A 22770-nucleotide genomic window follows, 5' to 3' on the forward strand; every position below is an offset into this window, starting at 1 on the left:
AAACAAAGAAACAAATCTCTGTCGAAATTTGCATCATTAATTAACAGATATGAATTTCGAAACGGTAAAAAGACTATTTGGATGGTGCATTCCTTTTCTTTTATCTCCAATTTTAAGCCATGCACAGCAGGTACTGAACGATAAAAATCTAACCATCAGCAAGGTATGGGCGATGGCAGACAGCAATAATAAAAAGAATCAGATTCAGCAATTACAGTTACAGGCAAGCGATGTGCACATTAAATCGATTAAGGCAGAGCGCTTACCCGAAATTGCTGCAGAAGGCACCCTGGCACATGTTTTCCCACTTCCAATTTATGAAAATGGTTTATTCCATACACCTGAACAATTCCCTGTGGTTTCTAAATATTATAAAGTGGGGGCAGATGCCTATTTAAACCTTTACAATGGGGGTAAAACCAATACAGAAATCGCAGCTGCTAAAACAGAATCGGCGCTGAATACCATTAAGAAAGGGCAGCAGATGCAGGAAACACATTACCTGGCTGCAGTATACTTTTATGACGTTTACCGCAATCTTTCCTATCAGTCTTTATTGAAACAGGATATTAAAGAGCGCGAAAAGCAATTGGCAGAGATTAATCAGTTGTATAAAAACGGAACGATCTTAAAGAGTGATGTATTGCGCGCTGAGCTTCGTTTATCAAAGCAAAAGATGTTGTTAACAGAAATCGAAAACAGCATTAAAATAGCCCGGCAGAAGTTGAACATATTAATAGGCAGAGAAGACGATGCTGAACTTATTCCGCAGATAGGAGAAAATGAAACAGATGTTGTTGCATTAAAGCAGATAGAAGATTATGTGCTGCAGGCTAATGTTTCTTCTTTTCAAATGCAGCTTTCAGAAAAAGAGCAGGAATTAAGCAAGCTTAAACTTAAGGCAGTAAAGGCCAACGTGCTTCCAACCCTTGGTTTTTTCGCCGAGTATATGTATGCCTATCCGCAAATCCAGTTTTATCCCTATGCCCTTTCGCTCTACAGCAACGGGATGGCCGGCTTAAAGTTGAAGATTCCCATTTCATCCTGGTATACCAATCAACACAAAGTAAAAGAAGCCGCCATTCAATTGAAACAGCAGGAAGTGGCAGACGGTGAGGTGAAGGATCAGGTGAGGCAGCAGGTAAAAGAAAACTATATCCGGTATAAGGAATCGGTGCAGAGAATCGGTTTGGCAGAAGAAAATATCAAACAGGCTACAGAAAGCTACCGCATTGTTCAGAATACTTATTTCAATCAGCTTTCATTGCTAACCGATTTGCTCGATGCGGAGACGCAGTTGCTGCAATCTAAGTTTGAACTGACCACAGCAAAGGTTAATGCCAAAATCCAATACTATCAATTATTAAAAACTACAGGAAATCTATAAAAAATGAGCACTCAAAAACAAAGTAAGGCTGATTTGGCCATCAGCCGGATCACCACAATAATTGCATTAATTGTATTGGTCGTTCTGTTGATCTGGGGAGGGAAAACCTTGTTCGGTTACATCAGGTATGAAGAAACCAATGATGCCCAGGTAGATGAATATATTAATCCGGTTACGGCAAGGGTAAGCGGGTACGTTAAAGAAGTAAGGTTTGAAGAAAATCAGGACGTAAAAAAGGGAGATACACTTGTACTGATTGATGATGATGATTATACGGTGCAGCAGGATGAGGCCTCGGCTTCCTTGTTGAATGCCGAGGCGCAGGTTGCAGTTCAGCAAAGCAACATTAAAACGGCACAGGCGGGAGCAGCAGTTGCTGCAGCTAAAATTTCATCGGCAAAAGCCAGATTGTGGAAACAACAGGCAGAATACGATCGTTACAAGAAGCTCTTTGATGTAGAATCGGCCACTCGCCAGCAACTGGAAACGATAGAAAGTTTGTTGCAGGTAGCTCAGGCAGAATTTTTAGCAGCTAAAGAAGATTATGCTGCAGCCATGTCGAAAACCAATGATATCAAGGCTCAAAGCGAAGTGTTGCAATCGGAAATAAAAAGGAGGGCAGCTGTTGTTAAACGCAATAATTTGAATACCTCTTACACAGTAATAGTGGCGCCTTATGATGGAAAAATGGGCAGAAGGACAATACAACCGGGGCAATTGATTCAAAATGGTCAAACACTGGCGTACATTGTAGATAGAAGCCAGGGGAAATGGGTGATAGCAAATTTTAAAGAAACTCAAATTGCCAAAATGCGTGTGGGCGAGGCGGTGAGTGTAGAAATTGATGCTTTCCCAGACGAAGTTTTTGCAGGAAAAATTGAGTCGCTTTCTGCTGCTACCGGATCGAGGTTCTCTTTGTTGCCTCCTGATAATGCTACCGGAAACTTTGTGAAAATTGCACAGCGGATCCCTGTTCGTATTCGTTTGGAGGAGAATCAGGTAGATTTTGCGAAGTTGAATGCAGGAATGAGTGCCATTGTAAAAGTTAAAAAGCATGGCTAAAAAACTAACCATATTTAAAAGCAAAGTGCCCGAATGGCTAATTATGGTAAGTATATTTGGGGTGCTTCTATCTTCGGTTTTACTGTTTGCCTTATCAACAGCAGATGGTACTGCAGCTGCAGGATACTATGGAGCCGAACCATCTGATATTCAGTTTTCACTGTTGATGTTTTATGCTGCCGTGGCAAGTTTTGCAGTAGTAGAGCGGCGTTTTTTTGCCCGTGTGGTGACCAAAGATTACCTCATCATCTGCATCCTGCTAGAGATTGGTATTGCTTACCTTTGTTACCATACCCGTGAGTTGTGGTTAGTGTTTGTATTGCGTTTCTTACAAGGTATTGTGAATTGTGGTTTAACCAGTATTTCATTGAATCTACTTTTCAGCAGATTGAAAACCGAGCATGCCAAAGAAACAGGCTACACCATTTTTTATGGGATGATCTTATGTGTTTCTCCCATCACGGCCTTGTTTTCTGTTCCTTTAGTGGAGAATTACGAATATAACACTTTGTATAAAGCCATTATTTTTTGCTTTTTGCCAAGTGCATTGTTGTTGTTTAGTGTGATGAATAGGGTGCATGCCGTTAGGAAAATGCCCTTGTATAAGATAGATTGGCTAAGTTTTGCGCTTTTTGGTGCTATGCTGGTGTTTATCGCCTATGTATTAGTATACGGGCAGGAAAAAGACTGGCTGGATGATGTTTCTATCCGCTATTCAATTATGGCAGCTATTGCCTTGTTTTTGGTTTCTATAGCCAGACAGCTCAGCTTAAAAAGACCCGCGGTTAATTTACATGTCTTTAAGTCACGCAATTTTGGGATTGGAATTGTTTTTCTGGTAATTCTTTATTTAATCAGGGGGGCTTTTACACTTACTACATCTTATTTTATTACTGTTTTAGGGATGGATGCTTTGCACGCTAACGAAGTGATGTTGTTCAATATTTTTGGGGTAATCTGCGGTTCGGTGGTGGCAATTCGTTTTTTGATCAGGTCGAAACATTTAAGGTTGTTATGGCTGAGTGGATTTGCCTTGCTTTTGGTTTTCTTTTTATGGATGTGCAGGCTTTTTGCAAGTGAAGCCGGAACCTCACATTTCTATCTGCCATTATTTTTGCAAGGATTAGGTGCCGGCATGGTTATGTCGCCAATAGTGATGTTTATCATGTCGTCGGTGCCCGAGAAGTTAAGCCAGTCAGCGGCTTCTGTTGGTATTTTTGTCCGTTTTTCTACTTTTAGTTTGAGCCTGGCTTTTATCAATTTTTACCAGTTGTACTTTAAAGGTAAGCACAGCGACGAGCTTCGCAATCACCTCTCCGCTTTAGATTTTAATCTGCCAGAACGTTTAACGATGTATCAAAATACTTTACATAGCAGAGGGCTGCCAATGGACCAGGCCGGAAAAGCTGCGCTGGCACTTTTAAATAAAGCAGTACAGAAACAAACATTTTTAGAGTTTTGTGTAAGTTATTATGAGCTGATAGCGGTATTGTGTTTGGTTAGTATTTTATTAATAGTGATACAGCCTGTGATTAGCAGAACCGTGATCAATTTGAGGAACAGGCAGCCAGCTGCAGTAGGATTTTAAAGTGTTGTTATGCGGGGCTGAGATGAAGGAATATGTGTTTATAAACCTATCAGTCAGCTAGTCGTGTGAGTTTAAATAAATAAAAAGTAAAAAATATAATTGAATTATATAAGCCATATAAGAACATATAAGTTCAAATACTCATGCTTAGTGTAATTGCTTTGCTACCCAGCTAAGCCTCAGCACTGTTTCCCCGTTCCACTCGGATCGGCCTAATAAAGTTTTCGGGTTGCACAATCCAAGCCAGAGCACTTACTTTGAAAGAAAAGGTTTAAGCCGACACTTTATTAATAGTTGTTTATTGTTTTTTAGTTGTATTAATGAGCTCGCGAAGGGCTCGGTTTGTTTCTTTTGGTGTCAACCTGCGCAGCAAGCTTGAAGGCCGATGAAAACATAAACACTACTGAAAAAAGAAAGACGCCCGTCTGGCCAGGACAAGGTAATTCGGGGAGACTTAATACATTTGCTTGGCAATCCTAACAACTTACATCTTTTTATCTGGAAAGCGTGCCCAAAAAAAAGCCGCAAATCGATAAGTTAAATTACCAACTTGCGGCTTTATTGTATAGTGGTTAAATTAAGCTTCTATTGTGAAAGCGCTCAGGTTTACAAATTCCTGAATTCTTCCTGCAACTTCTTCATCAGTTAAGTTTAATAACTTTTCGGTGCCAAATTTCTCTACGCAGAAAGAGGCCAAAGCTGATCCATAGATGATGGCATTTTTCATGTTATTGAAATTGATGGTCCCTACTTTAGCAAGGTAGCCAATAAAGCCTCCGGCAAAAGTGTCGCCAGCGCCTGTTGGGTCGAAAACCTCTGCCAATGGTAAAGCTGGTGCAGAGAAGATTTTGTCTTCATGGAACAATAAGGCACCGTGCTCACCTTTTTTAATGATCAGGTATTTTGGCCCCATGGTTAAGATTTTCTTAGCTGCTTTTACCAAAGAATATTCTCCTGATAATTGACGGGCTTCTGCATCATTAATGGTTAAAACATCTACCATTTTAATGGTTTCTAATAAATCGTCCATCATAATGTCCATCCAGAAGTTCATCGTATCCATTACGATTAATTTTGGGCGGTTTTTAAGGCGTTTAATTACCGTTTGCTGCACTTGTGGGGTAAGATTGCCTAACATCAGGTATTCGCAATCCTGGTAGCTTTCAGGAATGATTGGGTCGAAGTTCTCCAATACGTTTAATTCGGTGATTAATGTATCGCGACTGTTCATGTCATTGTGGTATTTACCCGACCAGAAAAATGATTTTTCTCCTGCTTTAATTTGAAGGCCTTCGGTATCGATGCCGTGATTGTTAAATGTATCGATATCTGCTTTTGGGAAATCATCACCTACAACAGCAACAATTTTTGCTTTGTCGTAGAAGTAAGAAGCAGCTAAACTGGCGTAAGTTGCAGCACCACCAACAATTTTGTCTGTTTTTCCGAAAGGAGTTTCTATAGCATCGAAAGCCACAGTACCTATGATTATCAGGCTCATATATCTTTTTTTAATTTTTTTTAAAAATTTTTCACTGCAAATATTGCATAAATAATTTAAAAGCCCTAATATTGCATTCCCAAAACGAACGAGTGTATAGCTGCTGTAAAGCACAGGAAACAAGTTTTTTTGGAACCGGATTCCTTCTTAGCTCAGCCGGTTAGAGCATCTGACTGTTAATCAGAGGGTCGCTGGTTCGAGCCCAGCAGAAGGAGCAAACCCCACTGGCCTGTGGGGTTTTTTATTTTTCTTTCTCGAAAGGGAAAAACGCCAATGGATTTTGGCAACATTTTACTGAAATAACCGTTAAAAAACATAGTCCTTCTTAGCTCAGCCGGTTAGAGCATCTGACTGTTAATCAGAGGGTCGCTGGTTCGAGCCCAGCAGAAGGAGCCAAAAGCCAACTTTTTTAGTTGGCTTTTTTCGTTTGGGGCTGGGTCCCGGTTTTACATCGTGGAACCCAGTAGAAGGAACAAAGATTTGCAAGTCTGAAATTGCATAAAACCTCATTTCTAGCTAATATTTTCAAAGATTTTATAAGAGCATTTTGGGTATAAATATTAGTATTGCTCCGCCTTTTAATTCAACATGCTATTGAAATATAATATAAGATAAACGATTATGAGTCGTTTATCTTGTTGATATTTTGCATATTTTAATATTAAGAAAAGTTCAGATTTTGTTTGAAAATGAGGCAATCGTAAACTTCGGTTTGGAGACTTCGTTTATGGAAAGGAATTTAAGTGATCTTGCGGAACGCCTAAACCGGAATAGAAACTTAAAACTAACTAATTATGAAAATACTATTTTCAGTTGTAAGGTATGGTATGCTTTTTTGCTTGCATTAAATTTGTTCTTTTGGGCAATGGCACATGGAAGTGGACATATTATCCCATCAAAAACTAATCTGGCGTTTGGGCTAAGCGCTATAGTCATGTTGCTTCTGTTTTTTGTTAGCACGTTTTTTTACAAGAAATGCAGATAAAGAAACACTATCTGGAAAAACCGAGCAGACCTTTTTGATATAAATAGGACGCCATCTGATAGTTGGCAATTGTTTCATTGATGAGTGTTTGATCTGCTGGAATAGCTAGAGCACTCCCGGTTTTAAAATTAGGTTTAAAGGTGGCAGCTTTTTTATTGGGATCAAGGATAACCAGTTTTCCGCCTTTAATGTAACCCAAACTTTGGTAGGTGCTGATAAAAGCCCGCTCATCACCATGTTTCATATGAAATATATCCTGTCCGAAGAATTTACTGGTATAATTAAATCCCAGATATCCGAGGATGGTTGGTCCAATATCAATCTGGGCTGTTAATGGGTCGAATTTTCCAGGCAAAATGTGTCCTGGGCTATAGAAAATCATCGGAATATGGTATTTGTCAACCGGTAATTCCACTTTGCCCGCACTTGATGCGCAGTGATCTGCAACAATGATGAAAAGCGTGTTAGAGAACCAGGGTTTAAGCTTAGCCTCCCTGATAAATTTTCCAATAGCATAATCCGTGTATTTTACAGCACCCTCCCTGCTGGTATGAGAAGGAATATCTATCCGCCCTTCCGGGTAAGTATATGGCCGGTGATTAGATACGGTCATAATCTGCGCAAAAAAAGGTTTTTTATTTTGGTAATCCTGGTCCAGTTCCCTTAATGAGAGTGTGAACAGGTCTTCATCGGCAACGCCCCATATATTGGAATAATGAATTTCGTTATCCTGAAGCGCACTGCGATCCGTTACCTGATAACCATTGTTGGAAAAGAATTCGTTCATGTTGTCAAAATAACCGTACCCACCGTATATAAAACGGCTATTGTAGCCCTTAGATCGAAATACACTGCCCAGTGTAAATAGATTTTTGTTATCAGGGCGTTTGATAATCGATTGCCCGGGTGTTGGTGGAAGGCAAAGCGCAAGCGCCTCCAAGCCCCTTACCGTTCGGGTACCCGATGCATAAAGATTGTCAAAGAGCAGCCCCTCTCTGGCCAACGAATCGAGTTGAGGAGTAAGATGCTGTGTATTGCCAAAACTACCTAGAAATTCTGCACTGAGGCTTTCTACACTGATTAGCACAACATTCATTTTGTTTTCGGGTGTTAAGCTATTGATCTTTCGGGCGATGTAGTTGCCACTTAGCCTGGTATTTGTATCATTCGCCAGCAAATGATGCATAATTTGTATAGTGGCCTTTAAAGGAAGTGTTCTGTAAAAAGTATCGTAATCCAGCTGGTTATGCCAAAAAGCAAAGCCGAAATCGTACATGCCATTTCCGGCAAGTTCATTGTCGAATTGATTGTTACTGTGATTTTTCCATTTATGGTTTACACCGAAATATGCGATTACCGGAACGCAGAGAATCAATAAGCTGAGCTTACTGCGTTTTTTCCATCTCATTTCAGTTTGGGTAGAGCTTAAAATGATTTTCCTTAAGAGATAAACAATTACTGCGGTAACGATCAGTAGTATAGCCATAATGCTATTGATGGGGTAAGACTGACGGATGTTACCGATAACTTCTGTGGTATATACCAAATAATCTACAGCAATGAAGTTATATCTTACCGAAAACTCTTCCCAGAAGAACCATTCAGAAACGGCATTAAAGATTAGGGAAAACACAACAACAAAAAAATAGACATACAGTAAAATTCTGCTTAACCGGCCTTTATACCATTTGGAGGGGAACAGCCAAAGATAAATGACAAATGGTATAAGGGCAAATGATGCTGCTGTAAGATCATATAAGAGCCCGATGATAAATATTTTGATCAGGTTGAAGATAGACCAGTCTACCTGACCGGCGCTAAAGCAGAGTAAAGTTATCCGGGTTAATAGAGCGGTAACACACAATAAGGCAACGGCTAATACAAGCGGGCCGAACCTGTTTGCAAATATTTGGATTGTTTTTTCTCTGATGGTCATATTGGGGATGTTTTGCTGTAGAAGGGATTAAAATTCGCCCTTTCTATGACCTGCAAAAGTAGATTGCAATTCTGTAGAAATTCTGAAGAGGGAGGATAGGTAAGCTCAGGGTTGGAAGGCTACAGCATAAAGCGCGAATCCTGGTATTCAATGCCTGCTGTTTTATTTGGTATTGCAACTTCAGCTTTGCTTCAGAATTATGGGTTATTCTTGTGCATAGTACTTTTAAATGGATAGACTTTTGCATTTCGCTTTATTTCAATAATTTACATCATGAAAATTTTGATCATCGAAGATGAACAGGGATTGTTAGAAAGTATATTGGCCTACTTTACAGGTGAGGGCAATATTTGTGAGTGGGCTAGTGATTTTGTACAGGCTGCTGAAAAGATAGCACTTTATAACTACGACTGTATCTTGCTTGATCTTGGCCTGCCCGGAGGAGAAGGATTGGAGCTGTTGGCCAAACTCAAAGCGATGAAAAAAAGAGATGGAGTAATGATTATTTCTGCCAGGCATTCACTCGATGACAGGCTTGCCGGACTGGACCTCGGAGCCGATGATTATTTGGTGAAACCCTTTCATCTTTCTGAGTTAAAAGCAAGGGTAAGTGCCATTGTCAGGCGTAAGAATTTTGATGGAAATAATGTTATCATTTTTAATGAAATCAAAGTTGATGCATTTGCAATGAATATTTACGTTGGTGATAAACAGGTGACATTAACGAAGAAAGAATTTGATTTGCTGGTTTATTTCCTTTCTAACAAAAACAAAGTGGTAACCAAAAATGCAATGGCCGAGCATCTTTGGGGAGATGAAATGGATCTTTCTGATGATTTTGATTTTATCTACACACACGTAAAGAACCTCAAGAAAAAACTTACAGAGGCAGGCGCAGCAGATTATTTGCGTTCAGTTTATGGTATAGGTTATAAATTTGGTGATCTATGAGGCTTTCGGTAAAATACAATAGGGTAAACCTGGTTACCTCACTGGTTGTATTAATCATCACCGGGATTATTTATTATATTTTTATCCATTTTATCCTCACCGAAAGGCTTGATCGCGATCTTGCGGTAGAAGAGAACGAAATCAGGCAGTACACTGCTATTTATAAAAAGCTTCCGCTTCCGGCCAGTTTCATTGATCAACAAATTTCCTATAAACCCTTTCATGGCGACACTACCGATATCCGGGTGTTCAGCGATACCACTTATATCAATCCAAAAGGCAAAGAGGCAGAGCCGGGAAGGATGCTGATCACTACAGTAGTGCTTAATAACCAGGTGTATCAGGTTACCATTACCAAATCCAGAGTTGAGTCTGAAGATCTGGTGAGAATTATTTTGCTGATTACCCTCGGCGTAACCATGGTATTGTTAATTGCGCTCCTGTTCGTTAACAGGTTCCTCCTCAACAGGCTCTGGAAACCTTTCTTTACCATACTTAAGCGGATGAAAGGCTTTGAGGTAGCCAAAATGGAGAATATTCAGGAAGAACCAACGTCCATTGATGAGTTCAATGAACTTAACCGATCGGTAAATGAAATGGCCGCAAAGGTGAAGCAAGACTACAAAGAGCTAAAAAGCTTTACCGATAATGCCTCTCATGAAATGATGACGCCCCTTGCTGTGATCAATTCAAAATTGGATTCACTGCTTCAAACCGAATCTTTTACTCAACGTCAGGGCGAACTGTTAGAAGATATTTACCAGGCAACAGGCCGACTTTCCAGGCTTCACCAATCGCTCCTGTTACTGGCTAAGATCGAAAATCATTTGATAGCAGATGTTCAACGCTTTGATCTGAAAGAACTGATAGTAAACAAAATCAGCCAGTTCCAGGAGCTTGTTGAACGTAATAACCTCCATTTGGAGTCAAAACTCGAAGATCAGCAGGTAGAGATGAGCAGGTATCTGGCCGATATTATGCTGAATAACCTTGTTGGCAATGCTATCAGACATAACCTGCCTGGCGGCGATATTTCTATCCGGTTAAACAGAGATAAACTTAGCATTTCCAATACCGGGAAAAATGGAGCATTGCAGTCGGGCTATTTTGATCGTTTTTCAAAATCAGCCGAATCGGAAGGAATGGGGCTTGGCCTGGCCATCACTAAGCAAATATGTAATCTTTACAGTTTTGATATTGTTTACGAGTTTAAAGAAGGGAAACATTTTTTTATAGTTTATTTTAAACCAGTAGATTAACTTCAGGATTGCTACAAAATTCAGCCATAGTTTTGATGGAAATTAAAACTATGAAAAGGATTTTTGGAATGGTATTGTTGATGGGTGCAATGATTATATCAGTGCATGCTCAACAGGTCTCTGTAATATCTTCGTTAAACAATCAAAAAGATTCGTTAAGTAGCGTAAATGGCGATTCAACCGGTCGCTGGTACGCCGGCGATGATATACCCAAAAGGAAATTCAATACCAGGGCTTTTATCATCCCTGCCGTATTTATCGGTTATGGATTTGCTGCAGTTTATGACCATGGAGCCCTTAAGCAGCTTGATTTAAGTACCAAAGATGAACTTCAGGAAGATCATCCCCGGTTTGCTGCCCATGTTGATGATTATTTGCAGCTCGCACCAGCAGCAGCGGTGTATGCACTTAACTTATCGGGTCTAAAGGGTAAGCATAATTTATTCGATGCTTCCATGTTGTATTTAACATCTTCTGCTATAATGGGATTATCAACCCATCTCGTTAAACAGGGAGTAGGGAGAATGAGGCCAGATTTTTCTGGAATAAACTCCTTTCCTTCGGGTCATACGGCCTCTGCATTCATGGCAGCAGAATTTCTCCACCAGGAGTATAAAGGCGTTAACCCCTGGATTAGTTATGCCGGTTATTTTGTAGCAACAACTACAGGAGCACTTAGGATGTACAACAATAAGCACTGGTTCAGCGATGTAGTAGCAGGAGCGGGCTTCGGTATTGCCTCTACAAAAATTGCCTGCCTGATATATCCCTATATGAAAGGAGTTTTTAATGTAAAGAAAAGGAGCGGCTTTAGCCTGATGCCATTCTATCAATCAGGTACTACCGGGCTAATGCTGGCAGGAAGATTATAGATTCAGTATATCAAACACACTGCATATAATATCGGACATTATTTGGCTCATCAAAATGTACTTATTGACATAAACCAGCAAAACTGATAGTTATGGTTGCAATATTTTTGTCTTTTTTAAATACCGATGAAAAAAAATATCCTGATTTTTGTTTTGATGCTTACCTTTTTTGTTAAAAGCCTTAATGTGTTGTTAATTTTATATTTAGATTCTGTTAATCTTAGTTAACTCGTTTGTGTTGGTTGTTTTTTGTGAGTTAAATTGGATTATTTCTTTATTTTTTTGTGTTTTTTACAAAACATTTGATTTGAAATGATTGTTTCCTTTGTGTAAAAGCCTATCTCCAGTTTTTTTATTTGAGAATTATGATGATTAGCGCTTTTATTTAAAAATATATGCCGTTACTATCATTTTATTATGACGCTCAAATTCATCCTAAAAGCATTTGCTATCACTGCAATTTTTATTTTAAGTATTCAAAAGCTCAAAGCTGCAGATGATTTTCCCTATGGTTGTATCATTTACTATAACGGTGCAGAAAGAGTTTTTACCGATTTTCAGTTTATTGATGCGACATCATCACGGCACTATTCGCTCAACACAAGCTATAAACAAGGAACTGGAACCTGTGAAGCAACAATTACCTACGGCTCTCCATTGGGTAGCGGCTGTACGGTAGATGGAGCAACAACGGGGACAATGGTAACCATTACCGCTTTGGTTAATTGTCCGATAGATGACCATACACCCGTGCTAATGTTACTATCGGTATTTTTTAGTGTTCTACTTATCAGAAAACATGAGCGGCTTATTGCAGATATTCATTAACAATAATAAGCGTTCCAGGGGTTTAAGTTAAGTGGTTTCTTATAAACGATGCACGTGTAAAAAATGCCGCCCAACTTAGTCAGACAGCACCTTTCATTTATTGCCGCGTGGTAATAATCCCTTTGTTTTTAACCTAAGGGGTAGCAGTTAGTACAAATTTGTTATCCCTGTTGTTCAGGCATACCATTAGGATCCATCCATACATATTCCCAGTGGTGGCCATCCAGATCATCGAAGCTGTGTTGGTACATAAAGCCATAATCGGTAGCCGGATTAGGAATATTGGCACCAGCAGCAACTGCTTTAGCTACCATTTCATCAACAGCTTCTTTACTGTCGGCAGATAAGGCGATGGAGCATTCAACCGCTTTGTGGGCATCTGTAATTTCTTTTTTTGTAAAGGTTTGAAAATAGGATCGGGTTAGTAGCATCACGTAGATCGTATCACTGATGATCATGCAGGTTGCTTTTTCATCGGTAAATTGTGGGTTAAAAGTATATCCCAGTTTGGTAAAGAACTCCACAGATTTATTGAGGTCTTTAACCGATAGGTTTACAAAGATTTGAGTTGACATATTGTTTTTCTGATTTAGTATACTCAAAGGTAAGGGGATGGCAGCTATCTAAAAGCCTGTAAAAACGACAAGTTAAGGGGTTAAATGCGACTTTTGAGTTTATGAATATATTAATGGGAACTGTTAGCTTGCTGGAACAGGTAAGTGATTACTATGAATTAACCCTTAATGAGCAATGGTTGTAACCTTGACCTGACCTTGACTTAGCTTTGACCTGGCTTTGACTTGACCTTGACTTGAGTGCTGTATTTTCTTAAGTTGGAGGGCTTTTCGAAGATCAAATCAGCTCAATATTGATCATCAAAAATTTCATTGCGACTTACTTTTACTAAAATACGAAATTAAGGCGACAAGATAGCGTGCTGATCAATTTATAAATAGCATAATTTTTATACGCATATTTTTTTACGCCATCGTTACCGGAGCTTTAAAAATTATCAAAGTCGTAATTTTTGTTAAATGTTTGTCTGGCATGGTAAGATAATATAGTTTTGTCTACTAATACGATAGACTTTATATATTATGACTGCCGAAACATTTGTCTCTCCCTTTATTTCGCTCCAAGACATTCGCTCTAATATTTCTGGTTGTTGTTGTTGATTCATGCTGTATACCCGGAGATGGGATCGTTTTTTGTATGATCTTTTCACGGAGTAATCCGGTTGTCTGGCAATAATCAGCTTAAAGAAATAAATGTTTAAACGTTTTATGAAGATATCAATTAAGATAACAAGATACTGAGTTATAGAAAGGAGCGTACAAAGCGGACAATTTACTTAAAATACAATAGGGAAAATGCATTGCTGCACTCTCCCCATTTTGACCATTAACCGGAGATCAATTGGCGTTGCTTCCGGTCAATTTATTCAATGATCATGCTAAAATTATGAATTTTACGGGGGAATTCTTCAGACAACTGAACCTTGTTGCAATTTCATGATTGGCATAAAACCATACAAATTATGAAAATAAGCGGAAAGTCCTGGAAGGGCTCGCAAAACATACCTTTGTTTAATATTTTTTTACTGACTGGATTATCGGGTATCTTATTCATTCCTGCAACCTCACAGGCTTTGGTAAAGGAAAATAACAAAGTAGAAAATAGTTATTTCCCATCTCATACTGAAGTAATAAAAAGCGCAACTTTAGCAACTTCAATAAAAGGGAAGGTTACTGACGAAAAAAACCTCCCTTTACCTGGTGTAAGTATCAGGGTTAAAGGAACAGCGCTGGTTGTATCAACCAACACCAATGGCGAATTTCAATTGACTACAGACTTGACGGAGCCTACCCTGATTTTTAGCTATGTAGGCTATAAAACAAAAGCGCTGGTTTATAAAGGCGAGATACTAACCGTAAAGCTAGACCCTGATCAAAGTAGTCTGGAGGAAGTCCTAGTTGTAGGATACGGAACCCAGAGAAAGAGTGAGGTTTTGGGTTCGGTGGCTTCTTTTAATGCAAAAGCTGTTGAAGAAAAGCCAATTGCAAGGGTTGAGCAGGCACTTATCGGACAGATGGCCGGTGTTCAGGTTCGGCAGCAAAGCAGTACGCCGGGGGCAGGCTTAAGTATTCAGGTGCGTGGCGCGGGTTCCATCACAGCGGGTAACGAACCACTTTATGTGCTTGATGGTTTCCCCTTAGATGTAGCCAGTCAAAATGGTGCCGGCGGGATTTCGAATAGTCCGTTGGATAACCTAAATCCCAACGATATTGAAAGTGTTCAGGTGTTAAAAGATGCTGCTGCGGGAGCAATTTACGGCTCTCGTGCAGCCAATGGAGTAGTAATTATTACCACCAAAAAAGGTGTGGCCGGGAAGCCCAGAATTAGCGTGAATGCCAATGCAGGTATCAGTTCGGTAGCCCGGAAAATTGATATGTTAAGTGCTGATGAGTGGGTTGCACAGGCTACAGAGCTGGCTAATGCTGCATGGGTAGCTTCCGGTACGGGTAGAACCGCTAGCCAAACCAATGCCGAAAGAGCGGCAATTTTAGGTCTGACTGCCGGTACCATTAATACCACTTACATGACCGACCCCCGGTGGGCACAGCCCGGTCATCCGGGATTGGATTATGTAGACTGGCAAGATGCCATTTACACACAGGCACTCTATCAAAACTATGAGGTTTCGGCAAGTGGGGGTTCTGAAAATGTGAACTATTTTATTTCTGGCAATGTACTTAACCAAAACGGCACCCTGATTAACTCTAACTTTAAAAACTATGGTTTAAGGGCCAATGTAGAAGCCAATGCCAGTAAAAAACTTAAGTTTGGGATCAACCTTGCACCATCCTATTCCATCAACAACGCACCTCCAGGAGAAGGGAAGGATAATCAGCTGATGAATGCGCTGCAAATGGTTCCAATTGTTGAAAGCTCGGCCGGACTCAATTCAGGAGCTTATGGAAACAGCGTTTATACCTGGGCAAGTCCAAGGCTGATCAGCCCTTATGCCTATTTAGAAACGGCTATCAATAAGGTTAAAACATCCAGGTTACTGGCTTCAATTTATGCCGATTATCAAATTGTTAAAGGCCTGTCACTTAGGTCAAGTGTAAACTATGATAATGTAGATAGAAATACATCAAGATATACATCCGATCAGGTTACTGTTGGTGCGGCATCGGCCTTGTTAACAAACCCTGGCCTTTATTCTACCGGTGCTTACCTCGTAAATAAGAAACAAAACTTTTTAAATGAGAACACCCTCAATTACAGTACAACAATTGCTGGAGTTCACAAAATTTCTGCTATTGCCGGAGTATCTTATAATATTGTACATACAGAAGGTGTAAGTCTTGCCACAGCAGGAGGTTTTGCTAACGATATCATCAAGACATTAAGTAATGCCATTGCCAACTCAGCAGGTGTAACAACAACCGGAACTTCAACTGCGGCCAATAACACCTTATTTTCTTATTATAGCAGGTTACAGTATGCTTATAAAGATAAATATCTCTTATCGGGAACCATTAGAAGGGATGCATCTTCTAAATTTGGTTCCGAAAATCGTTGGGGAACTTTTCCTTCGGTATCTGCGGGTTGGAAAATTTCAGAAGAATCTTTTCTCAAAGATGTTAAGGCCATCAGTGAGTTAAAACTGAGGTTGAGCTGGGGTAAATCTGGGAATAACAATATTGGCGACTACAATGCCATCAGTACCCTGGTCAATTCGAATTATGTTTTTGGTGGAAACACACCAACAACAGCAACAGGGCAAGTAGTATCAGGTCTGGCAAACAAGGCCTTGAAATGGGAAACATCCAATACTTACGATCTGGGTATTGATTTAAGCCTTTTGGCCAACCGGATCAATTTTACTTTTGATGCCTATCATAAAAAGAATACCGATCTCCTGCTCAACTTGCCAGTGCTATCTGCCAGTGGTTTCAGTACCAGTTTGCAAAATATCGGTGCGGTGGTAAACAAAGGCCTGGAGTTCGGACTGAATACTGTAAACGTAAAAACGGCCAGATTTAGTTGGTCAATGAATGCAAATATTGCCTTTAACAAGAATACCGTAACCGATCTTGGTCCTACACATGCCGATATTGAAATTGCTTCGGCTTATAGTGGCAGTAATGCGCCATACTTGTTGAGAGAGGGTCTCCCGGCATTCAGCTATTACATCACCAAAACAGATGGGATTTTAACCGCTGCTGATATAGCCAATCCAGCTGTAGCAAAGGTATCCGGACAAAAAGCTGGAGATGCGAAATATGCTGATACCAATGGTGATGGAAAAATCAGTTCGGCAGACCGGGTTGTAGGCGGGCAACCTTCTCCCAAATATACCTGGGGTTGGACCAACAACTTTAAGTATGGAAATTTTGACCTGAGTATACAATTGTATGGTCAGCATGGAGGTTCAATATTATCCTATCTGGGGCGTGCAATCGACTTTTCAGGTAGTACTACAGCCAATGTTCTCGGTATTTGGAGAGACCGCTGGACGGCTGCAAACCCCGATCCGGAAGCACCCAGAGGCAAGCTGGGAGCCACCTATACTTATCCTCATGTAACCTCCGATTGGGTTTATTCCAGTGATTTCTTCAGGGTACAAAACATCACGCTTGGGTACAACCTGAAGGGATTAATCAGAAACCGTGGTATTTCTTCTGCACGGATATTTGTGGCATTGGAAAACTATTTCTCGCATGATGAATATAAAGGTGGGGCGAATCCCGAAGCGCAGAATACCAATGTAAGCGGCGATGCAAGCTACGCGATATCTGGTGATTACGGTTCTGCACCATTAAGTAAAACAGCCTCTATTGGTATAAACATTGGCTTTTAGTAAATAAGATGAAAACGAAAATATACTTAACCCTGTTTTCCATATTGCTGATTTTAAGCAGTTGCGAAAAACAATTAAATCAAACCCCTGAATCGAGTTTAGCTACGGATAATTTCTTTACCAATAACAACGATTTTCTCCAGGCAGTAAACGGCGTTTATTCGCAACTGAGCAACTACCCCAGTCAGGCGCTGTGGCTCAGCGAAATGCGGAGCGATAACCTCAACGCAACCTCCGATGGAAACCGGGACTGGGATGGCATAAATAATTTTACACCCAGTATTACCACTACAGGGTTTATTGCAACAGCATGGAAAGCCAATTTCAATGGAATCTACAATGCAAATACGGTTTTGGCTGCATTAGAAACCAAAGGGAGTGTGCTAACCGCTGCAAATGCCACGCGTTATGCTGCTGAGGTACGCTTCTTGAGGGCATTTTATTACTTTTCTTTGGTGAGGACTTTCGGATCGGTTCCATTAATTTCGACCGTGAAGAGCGCTGCAGAAGTGGCTACTATCCCCCGAAGCCCGGTTGCGGATGTGTATGCGCTTATAGAATCTGATTTGCAATATGCCGCAGCCAATTTGCCACCCACCTTTACCGGAACTGATTTGGGAAGACCAACTTCTTATGCCGCAAAAGGATTATTGGGATTGGTTTATTTAACTAAGTCGGGACCTACCTACGGCATAAATGGCCCTGGGCTAAATAGTAATGAATACGATAAGGCGGCCACTTTGTTTGATGCCGTACTTACGGGGAGCCCGTATAGTTTTGCCACAAGTTATACCTCAATCTTTTCTTACACCAATGAAAATAATAGTGAGGTTGTTTTCGATATACAATTTGCTTCGAGTTTAAACGGTGCAGGTTTCCCTTCTCATCTGGTACCTGTAGCTTATTGGACCAGTAATGGAATCTCTAACAGCTATGGAAATGGTTATGGGGCAAGTACCTTTCCTGTTTCGAAGAGCTTGGTGAGCTCCTATACAACCAATACGGTAAGCGGAACTGATCTTAGATATCCTTTCAATGTGGCAACAACCTACGCGGCAGGGCCTTTTATTAAGAAATATATCGATGTAGCCAAAAAAGGTCTTTCAGGAAGAGATTGGCCGATTAATTTTATAGTTTTACGTTATACAGATGTGTTGCTGATGAAGGCAGAATGTATCCTGCATGGCGCCGCGGGCACCCAATCAGATGTTGATGCCAGTGTAAACAGAGTAAGAGCGAGGGCAGGAGTTGGCGCTTTATCAAATGTAACGATCCCTGTTTTGATGCAGGAAAGGCAAAGAGAATTTTTAGGGGAAGGGTTAAGATGGAACGACCTGGTACGTGAAGGACTGGCGGTTTCGCAGATGAATGCCTGGAGGATTGCAGATGCTATTACGAAGATTAACGAGGTGGTGCCTAATTATGTGATTTATCCTGTACCTGCATCAGAAATTCAGACGGTGCCAGGTCTGTATATTCAGAACCCGGGCTACAATTAATTTACATTTATAAAGAGAATTGATCTCGATTGAAAAAATGATGAGAAGAAGTTTAATCATGATTGCCTTACTTTTGCTCTGTAAGGAAGCAACATTTGCTCAGCGTAAGCCAGGGCAAAAGCCCAACATTGTTTTTATTCTGGCAGATGACCTGGGCTATGGTGATGTGGGTGTTTATGGGCAAAAGCAAATCCTTACACCCAATATTGATAAGCTGGCCAACGAAGGAACAAGGTTTACCGATTTTTATGCGGGTGCTCCGGTTTGCTCACCATCAAGGGGTTCTATCCTTACAGGATTGAATACCGGTCATGCTACCATTAGGGGCAATGCAACCCAGCAAGGTGGAATTGCAGGCAGGAAAGGGAAAAATGTAGTGTACAGGGCTAACCTCACCAGGGAAGACTATACAATTGGAAACCTGCTTCAAGATGCCGGGTACAATACCTCACTTGTGGGGAAATGGCATGTTGATGGCTACGATTCTTTAGCTACGCCATTGCAAAGAGGCTTCGACAAGTTTTCAGGGTGGCTGATTAACATCCCCGAAACTTATGCCAGTACCTACTGGCCGGACCACCGTTACGTGAACGGAAAGCTTTTGCCGGTAGAACCCAATACGAATGCCAGAAAGGGCTATTATGAAACCAACATTTGTACAGATGAAGCGCTTGCCTACCTGGAAACGCAGAAAAACAGCGAAAAGCCTTTTTTCTTAATGCTGAATTATAATAATCCACATTCACCATTGGATGTACCGGATCAGGCCATTTATAAAAATAAAGACTGGCCTGAAGATATGAAGACTTATGCAGCCATGGTTTACTACCTGGATCAGGCCGTAGGAAGAGTAAAAGATTATCTGATTAAAAGCGGCCTTTCAGAGAATACGATTGTCTTTTTTGCCTCGGATAACGGCCCCAGATCAGAACCCACCAGCCAGTTGAAAGCAGTATCTGAATTCTTTGATTCGAACGGGAAGCTCAAGGGATATAAAAGAGATATGTATGATGGAGGAATTAGAATTCCCTTTATTGCATGGGCTCCGTTTGTGAAAAATGCCCCAAAAGTAAGCGATGTTCCAGGATATTTCCCTGATATCATGCCAACCTTTGCCGAACTGGCAGGTAAAACAAACGGATTTAAAACTGATGGTGCAAGTATCTATCCGGCCATAAAAGGCGAAAAGGTTAAAAAAGACCGTTTTTTATACTGGGAATTTTTTGAATTAGGGTTTGAACAAGGCGTACGCTACGGGAGATGGAAAGGGGTAAAGAGGCATCACAAACTAGAACTCTACGACCTTAAAAACGATATCGGCGAAACTCAAGATGTGGCCGCTGCTCATCCTGATATTGTGAAGACGATTGAGGATTACCTCTTAACTGCGAGGGTAGACTCTCCTTATTGGACAGTAAAATAAACATAGTGAATTTAGCTGGCGCTTTTCCTGAGGGAAACTGGTTAGCACAATGACCGAATATGACCCCCATATTTTGCCGGGTTATATTCGGTTTTGTAAATAAACTGATGGTGCTAATTTTAATATCAGAATCTTCCTGTTAAAGTTACTCCATTACAGCAAACCCGTTGTTTCTGCAATCCTGCAAGCCTCTAAGGCATTCGTAACATTCAGCTTTTGGAAAATATTTTGCCTGTGGCGATTTACGGTATTGATACTCAATTTCAGTTTATCGGCTATTTCTTTACTTCTGCGGCCATGTTTAATCAGCTGTAAAATTTCCTTCTCCCGATCAGATAAGATGTCGTTAAAACGTTGCTGATTGTTGTCAATTATTTTTCCGGTTTTGATATTCACAATTACACCTTGAGGGATATTAAAGTCCGGGTGATCATAAATCACATTGTACAGACAAAGCGCTAACCAAATACTTCCATCTTCGGAGCTATCGATGTAGAGCAAACGGTGTTTAATAACGATGTATTTTCCTTCTTTATTGCGGATTCTAAGCTTGGTAATTACTTGGTAATCTGTTCGCTCCGAAGGCGGAACAGCGTTTATCAATCGGAAAAACTGAAACTCCAGCCTGTATTTCTTTTGTAAATCATCAGGATGTACCCTGTTCAGTAACTCGTCTTCCCAAATGGATTTAATCTCAGTTTCCTGAGGATTCAGGCCAATTTCGGTAGCAATAGGGCCATAGTAAATAAAACTTTTTCTGGCTTTCATATCGCTGAGTACACTCAGGCAATTTTCCAGCCGGGTATACATCTGGGCAATGCGTTTGCAGTTTTCCAGTTTTTGCTCCGGATTGGAACTTGCTTCAAAAGATTGAGACAAGAGTTTAATATCGAGCAAATCTCTCATTTATCTATATGGTTTATGGTTATTTATCACCATTGAATTTAGTTTAATCAGTAAATAACTTTGCGAACTTACAAAAGTTGAATGGTGATTTGCTAAAATAATGTTCGGTGAAAATAAATTCCTTTTGCCCCTATGTTTACCTGTGATTGGGCCAGGTCAGCATTCAACAATTAAATTTACTAAAATGAAGAAACTCTTTTTTGCACTGGGCTTATTGTTCAGTTTTAATGTAATAAAAGCACAAAGTTTAGAGAAAATGCAATGGTTTAATGAACCGGAGCAGTGGCAAATTAAAAATAACAGCCTCATTATGCAGGTCACGCCTAACAGTGATTATTGGCGTATTTCGCACTATGGCTTTACGGTAGATGATGCTCCCTTTTACTACACTACTTATGGCGGTGAGTTTGAGGCGAAGGTAAAACTAACAGGAGCTTACAAGGCGCGTTTCGACCAAATGGGATTGATGATACGCACCGACCACAAAAATTATATCAAAACCGGTGTCGAGTTTGTAGATGGAAAGTTCAATGTAAGCACAGTAGTTACCCACGAAAAAAGTGATTGGAGCGTTTTAACTTTAGAAAAAGTACCACCCTTTATCTGGATTAAAGTAGTACGCAGACTCGATGCGGTAGAAATTTTTTATTCTTTGGATGATAAAAATTACATCATGACCCGAAATGCTCCGCTCCAAGACAATGCACCAGTGATGGTTGGTTTAATGGCCGCAAGTCCGGATGGTAATGGTTTTGAAGCTAAATTTGAAAACTTTAAAGTGAAGCACCTGGCTGATCAGCGTAGGCTGGAATGGCTCAAGAACCACCAGTAAATGAGTTGTGGTTACGTGTTATGAGTTACGGGACTATTAGCCTAACTTCTAAACGCTATCCGCTCAAAACACAAGAAAAAGGGAATTGGGAATAGGAATAGCCTGGGTTGCAAACTTAGCTGGCCTTAGATGTCTTAGGTGGTTAAATTTTTATTAGCTGTGTCTCTTGGACAGGGCATGAATCCTTTACAACTAATAACCTTTAAGTTCTCTGTATAAAAATTAGGGCTGCATGGTAAAAACGGGTTGCAAGTTGCGTGTGATGCTGCATTGGTTTAACCGACCAGGCTCATAACACATAACCAGCAACCCATCCCCCAATTAAAAGAGTTTTTCTTGCGGTGGTTTTACACCTGCCAGGCGAAGGTATACTGTAGCCTGACCTCGGTGATGGGTTTGATGTTCAAAATCTTTTACAAATACCATTTCCTTTGTCATTTCAAAACGCCCCATGAACTTTACTTTTTCATTCATCTGTGCGGCTGTGACTTTTTTTAGCCCTGCAATCACGTAATCGTATCCGGCCATTACCTCTTTTATTACATTTGCTTTAGACTTATCAGCAATTTTTTCTACCTGACCTAAAGCAAATGGGCTTTTCTCTCCGGTGGCAACTGCGGTAAAACCATAGTTGGCATCTGTTAAATGAAGCATCTGTTCTGCAAAAGAGCGCATTTCTGGCGTAGGCTTTAGCGAATAACCAGAATCGGGCATAGCGTCTAAATACTCTTTAGTATAGGCTTTCGCTCTTTCCCATTCAGCAACAGTAGTAGCCGCCTGTCCTTGTGCATTTGCAATACCTACCAAGCCGATCAGGCAAAATAGGATTAAAAATAATTTCATTTTTTTCATTGTTTGTTTTGTTAGTTAATCA

The 22770-nt window shown here is 40.4% G+C and carries 16 protein-coding genes and 2 tRNA genes; 13 read left to right on the plus strand and 5 right to left on the minus strand.

The window, feature by feature from the left end; genetic code table 11:
* Positions 1 to 49 precede the first annotated feature (49 nt).
* From ACQY77_RS15130 to ACQY77_RS15140, 3 genes are read left to right on the plus strand one after another with little or no spacing between them, the layout of a single operon-like run.
* Complete coding sequence (locus ACQY77_RS15130; RefSeq protein WP_421941323.1) at positions 50 to 1387, plus strand: TolC family protein; 1338 nt, start codon at positions 50 to 52, stop codon at positions 1385 to 1387.
* A gap of 3 nt (positions 1388 to 1390) precedes the next feature.
* Positions 1391 to 2449, plus strand: a complete 1059-nt coding sequence (locus ACQY77_RS15135) for an HlyD family secretion protein (protein WP_421941322.1) — start codon at positions 1391 to 1393, stop codon at positions 2447 to 2449.
* Positions 2442 to 4037 carry an MFS transporter gene (locus ACQY77_RS15140; RefSeq protein ID WP_421941321.1) on the plus strand — a complete coding sequence of 532 codons (1596 nt, stop codon included), beginning with the start codon at positions 2442 to 2444 and terminating at the stop codon, positions 4035 to 4037. The genes ACQY77_RS15135 and ACQY77_RS15140 overlap by 8 nt, the downstream gene beginning before the upstream one ends.
* A gap of 577 nt (positions 4038 to 4614) precedes the next feature.
* Here ACQY77_RS15140 and ACQY77_RS15145 read toward each other — a convergent pair.
* Positions 4615 to 5535, minus strand: coding sequence for a PfkB family carbohydrate kinase (locus ACQY77_RS15145; protein ID WP_421941320.1), 921 nt, complete (start codon positions 5533 to 5535; stop codon positions 4615 to 4617).
* Between the two features lie 141 nt (positions 5536 to 5676).
* On the opposite strand from ACQY77_RS15145, the gene ACQY77_RS15150 reads away from it, so the two are divergent.
* Together ACQY77_RS15150 and ACQY77_RS15155 are read left to right on the plus strand one after the other, a co-directional pair.
* Positions 5677 to 5750, plus strand: a tRNA-Asn gene (locus tag ACQY77_RS15150).
* A gap of 104 nt (positions 5751 to 5854) precedes the next feature.
* Positions 5855 to 5931: transfer RNA gene (locus tag ACQY77_RS15155), tRNA-Asn, on the plus strand.
* A gap of 596 nt (positions 5932 to 6527) precedes the next feature.
* On the opposite strand, the gene ACQY77_RS15160 is transcribed toward ACQY77_RS15155, so the two are convergent.
* Entirely contained in the window at positions 6528 to 8456 is a 1929-nt protein-coding gene (locus ACQY77_RS15160; RefSeq protein ID WP_421941319.1) for an LTA synthase family protein, read from the minus strand.
* 273 nt (positions 8457 to 8729) lie between these two features.
* Between ACQY77_RS15160 and ACQY77_RS15165 the strand changes: the two genes are divergently transcribed.
* From ACQY77_RS15165 to ACQY77_RS15180, 4 genes are all read left to right on the plus strand, one after another.
* A complete protein-coding gene (locus ACQY77_RS15165; RefSeq protein ID WP_421941318.1) occupies positions 8730 to 9407 on the plus strand; it encodes a response regulator transcription factor in 678 nt (225 codons plus the stop codon).
* Positions 9404 to 10666 (plus strand): sensor histidine kinase, encoded by a 1263-nt coding sequence (locus ACQY77_RS15170; RefSeq protein WP_421941317.1) that lies wholly within the window; start codon positions 9404 to 9406, stop codon positions 10664 to 10666. The genes ACQY77_RS15165 and ACQY77_RS15170 overlap by 4 nt, the downstream gene beginning before the upstream one ends.
* A gap of 50 nt (positions 10667 to 10716) precedes the next feature.
* Positions 10717 to 11538: a phosphatase PAP2 family protein gene (locus tag ACQY77_RS15175; RefSeq protein WP_421941316.1), complete on the plus strand. Its 822-nt coding sequence runs from the start codon at positions 10717 to 10719 to the stop codon at positions 11536 to 11538.
* Between the two features lie 417 nt (positions 11539 to 11955).
* Positions 11956 to 12366, plus strand: coding sequence for a hypothetical protein (locus ACQY77_RS15180; protein ID WP_421941315.1), 411 nt, complete (start codon positions 11956 to 11958; stop codon positions 12364 to 12366).
* Between the two features lie 161 nt (positions 12367 to 12527).
* Here ACQY77_RS15180 and ACQY77_RS15185 read toward each other — a convergent pair whose 3' ends face one another.
* Complete coding sequence (locus ACQY77_RS15185) at positions 12528 to 12941, minus strand: VOC family protein (protein ID WP_421941314.1); 414 nt, start codon at positions 12939 to 12941, stop codon at positions 12528 to 12530.
* 962 nt (positions 12942 to 13903) lie between these two features.
* Between ACQY77_RS15185 and ACQY77_RS15190 the strand changes: the two genes are divergently transcribed.
* From ACQY77_RS15190 to ACQY77_RS15200, 3 genes are read left to right on the plus strand one after another with little or no spacing between them, the layout of a single operon-like run.
* Positions 13904 to 17236 (plus strand): SusC/RagA family TonB-linked outer membrane protein, encoded by a 3333-nt coding sequence (locus ACQY77_RS15190; RefSeq protein WP_421941313.1) that lies wholly within the window; start codon positions 13904 to 13906, stop codon positions 17234 to 17236.
* 8 nt (positions 17237 to 17244) lie between these two features.
* Entirely contained in the window at positions 17245 to 18735 is a 1491-nt protein-coding gene (locus tag ACQY77_RS15195; protein ID WP_421941312.1) for a RagB/SusD family nutrient uptake outer membrane protein, read from the plus strand.
* Between the two features lie 37 nt (positions 18736 to 18772).
* The gene (locus ACQY77_RS15200) at positions 18773 to 20158 is read left to right on the plus strand and encodes an arylsulfatase (protein ID WP_421941311.1); all 1386 of its coding nucleotides are present in this window, start codon (positions 18773 to 18775) and stop codon (positions 20156 to 20158) included.
* A 153-nt stretch (positions 20159 to 20311) separates the two neighbouring features.
* On the opposite strand, the gene ACQY77_RS15205 is transcribed toward ACQY77_RS15200, so the two are convergent.
* On the minus strand, positions 20312 to 21064 hold the full coding sequence (locus ACQY77_RS15205) for a response regulator transcription factor (protein ID WP_421941310.1): 753 nt from the start codon (positions 21062 to 21064) through the stop codon (positions 20312 to 20314).
* Positions 21065 to 21248: 184 nt separating this feature from the next.
* On the opposite strand from ACQY77_RS15205, the gene ACQY77_RS15210 reads away from it, so the two are divergent.
* Positions 21249 to 21896, plus strand: coding sequence for a DUF1349 domain-containing protein (locus ACQY77_RS15210; protein WP_421941309.1), 648 nt, complete (start codon positions 21249 to 21251; stop codon positions 21894 to 21896).
* Positions 21897 to 22217: 321 nt separating this feature from the next.
* Here ACQY77_RS15210 and ACQY77_RS15215 read toward each other — a convergent pair whose 3' ends face one another.
* Complete coding sequence (locus ACQY77_RS15215) at positions 22218 to 22739, minus strand: DinB family protein (protein ID WP_421941308.1); 522 nt, start codon at positions 22737 to 22739, stop codon at positions 22218 to 22220.
* Positions 22740 to 22770 lie beyond the last annotated feature (31 nt).

The organism is Pedobacter sp., from assembly GCF_965279535.1.
Taxonomy (GTDB): domain Bacteria; phylum Bacteroidota; class Bacteroidia; order Sphingobacteriales; family Sphingobacteriaceae; genus Pedobacter.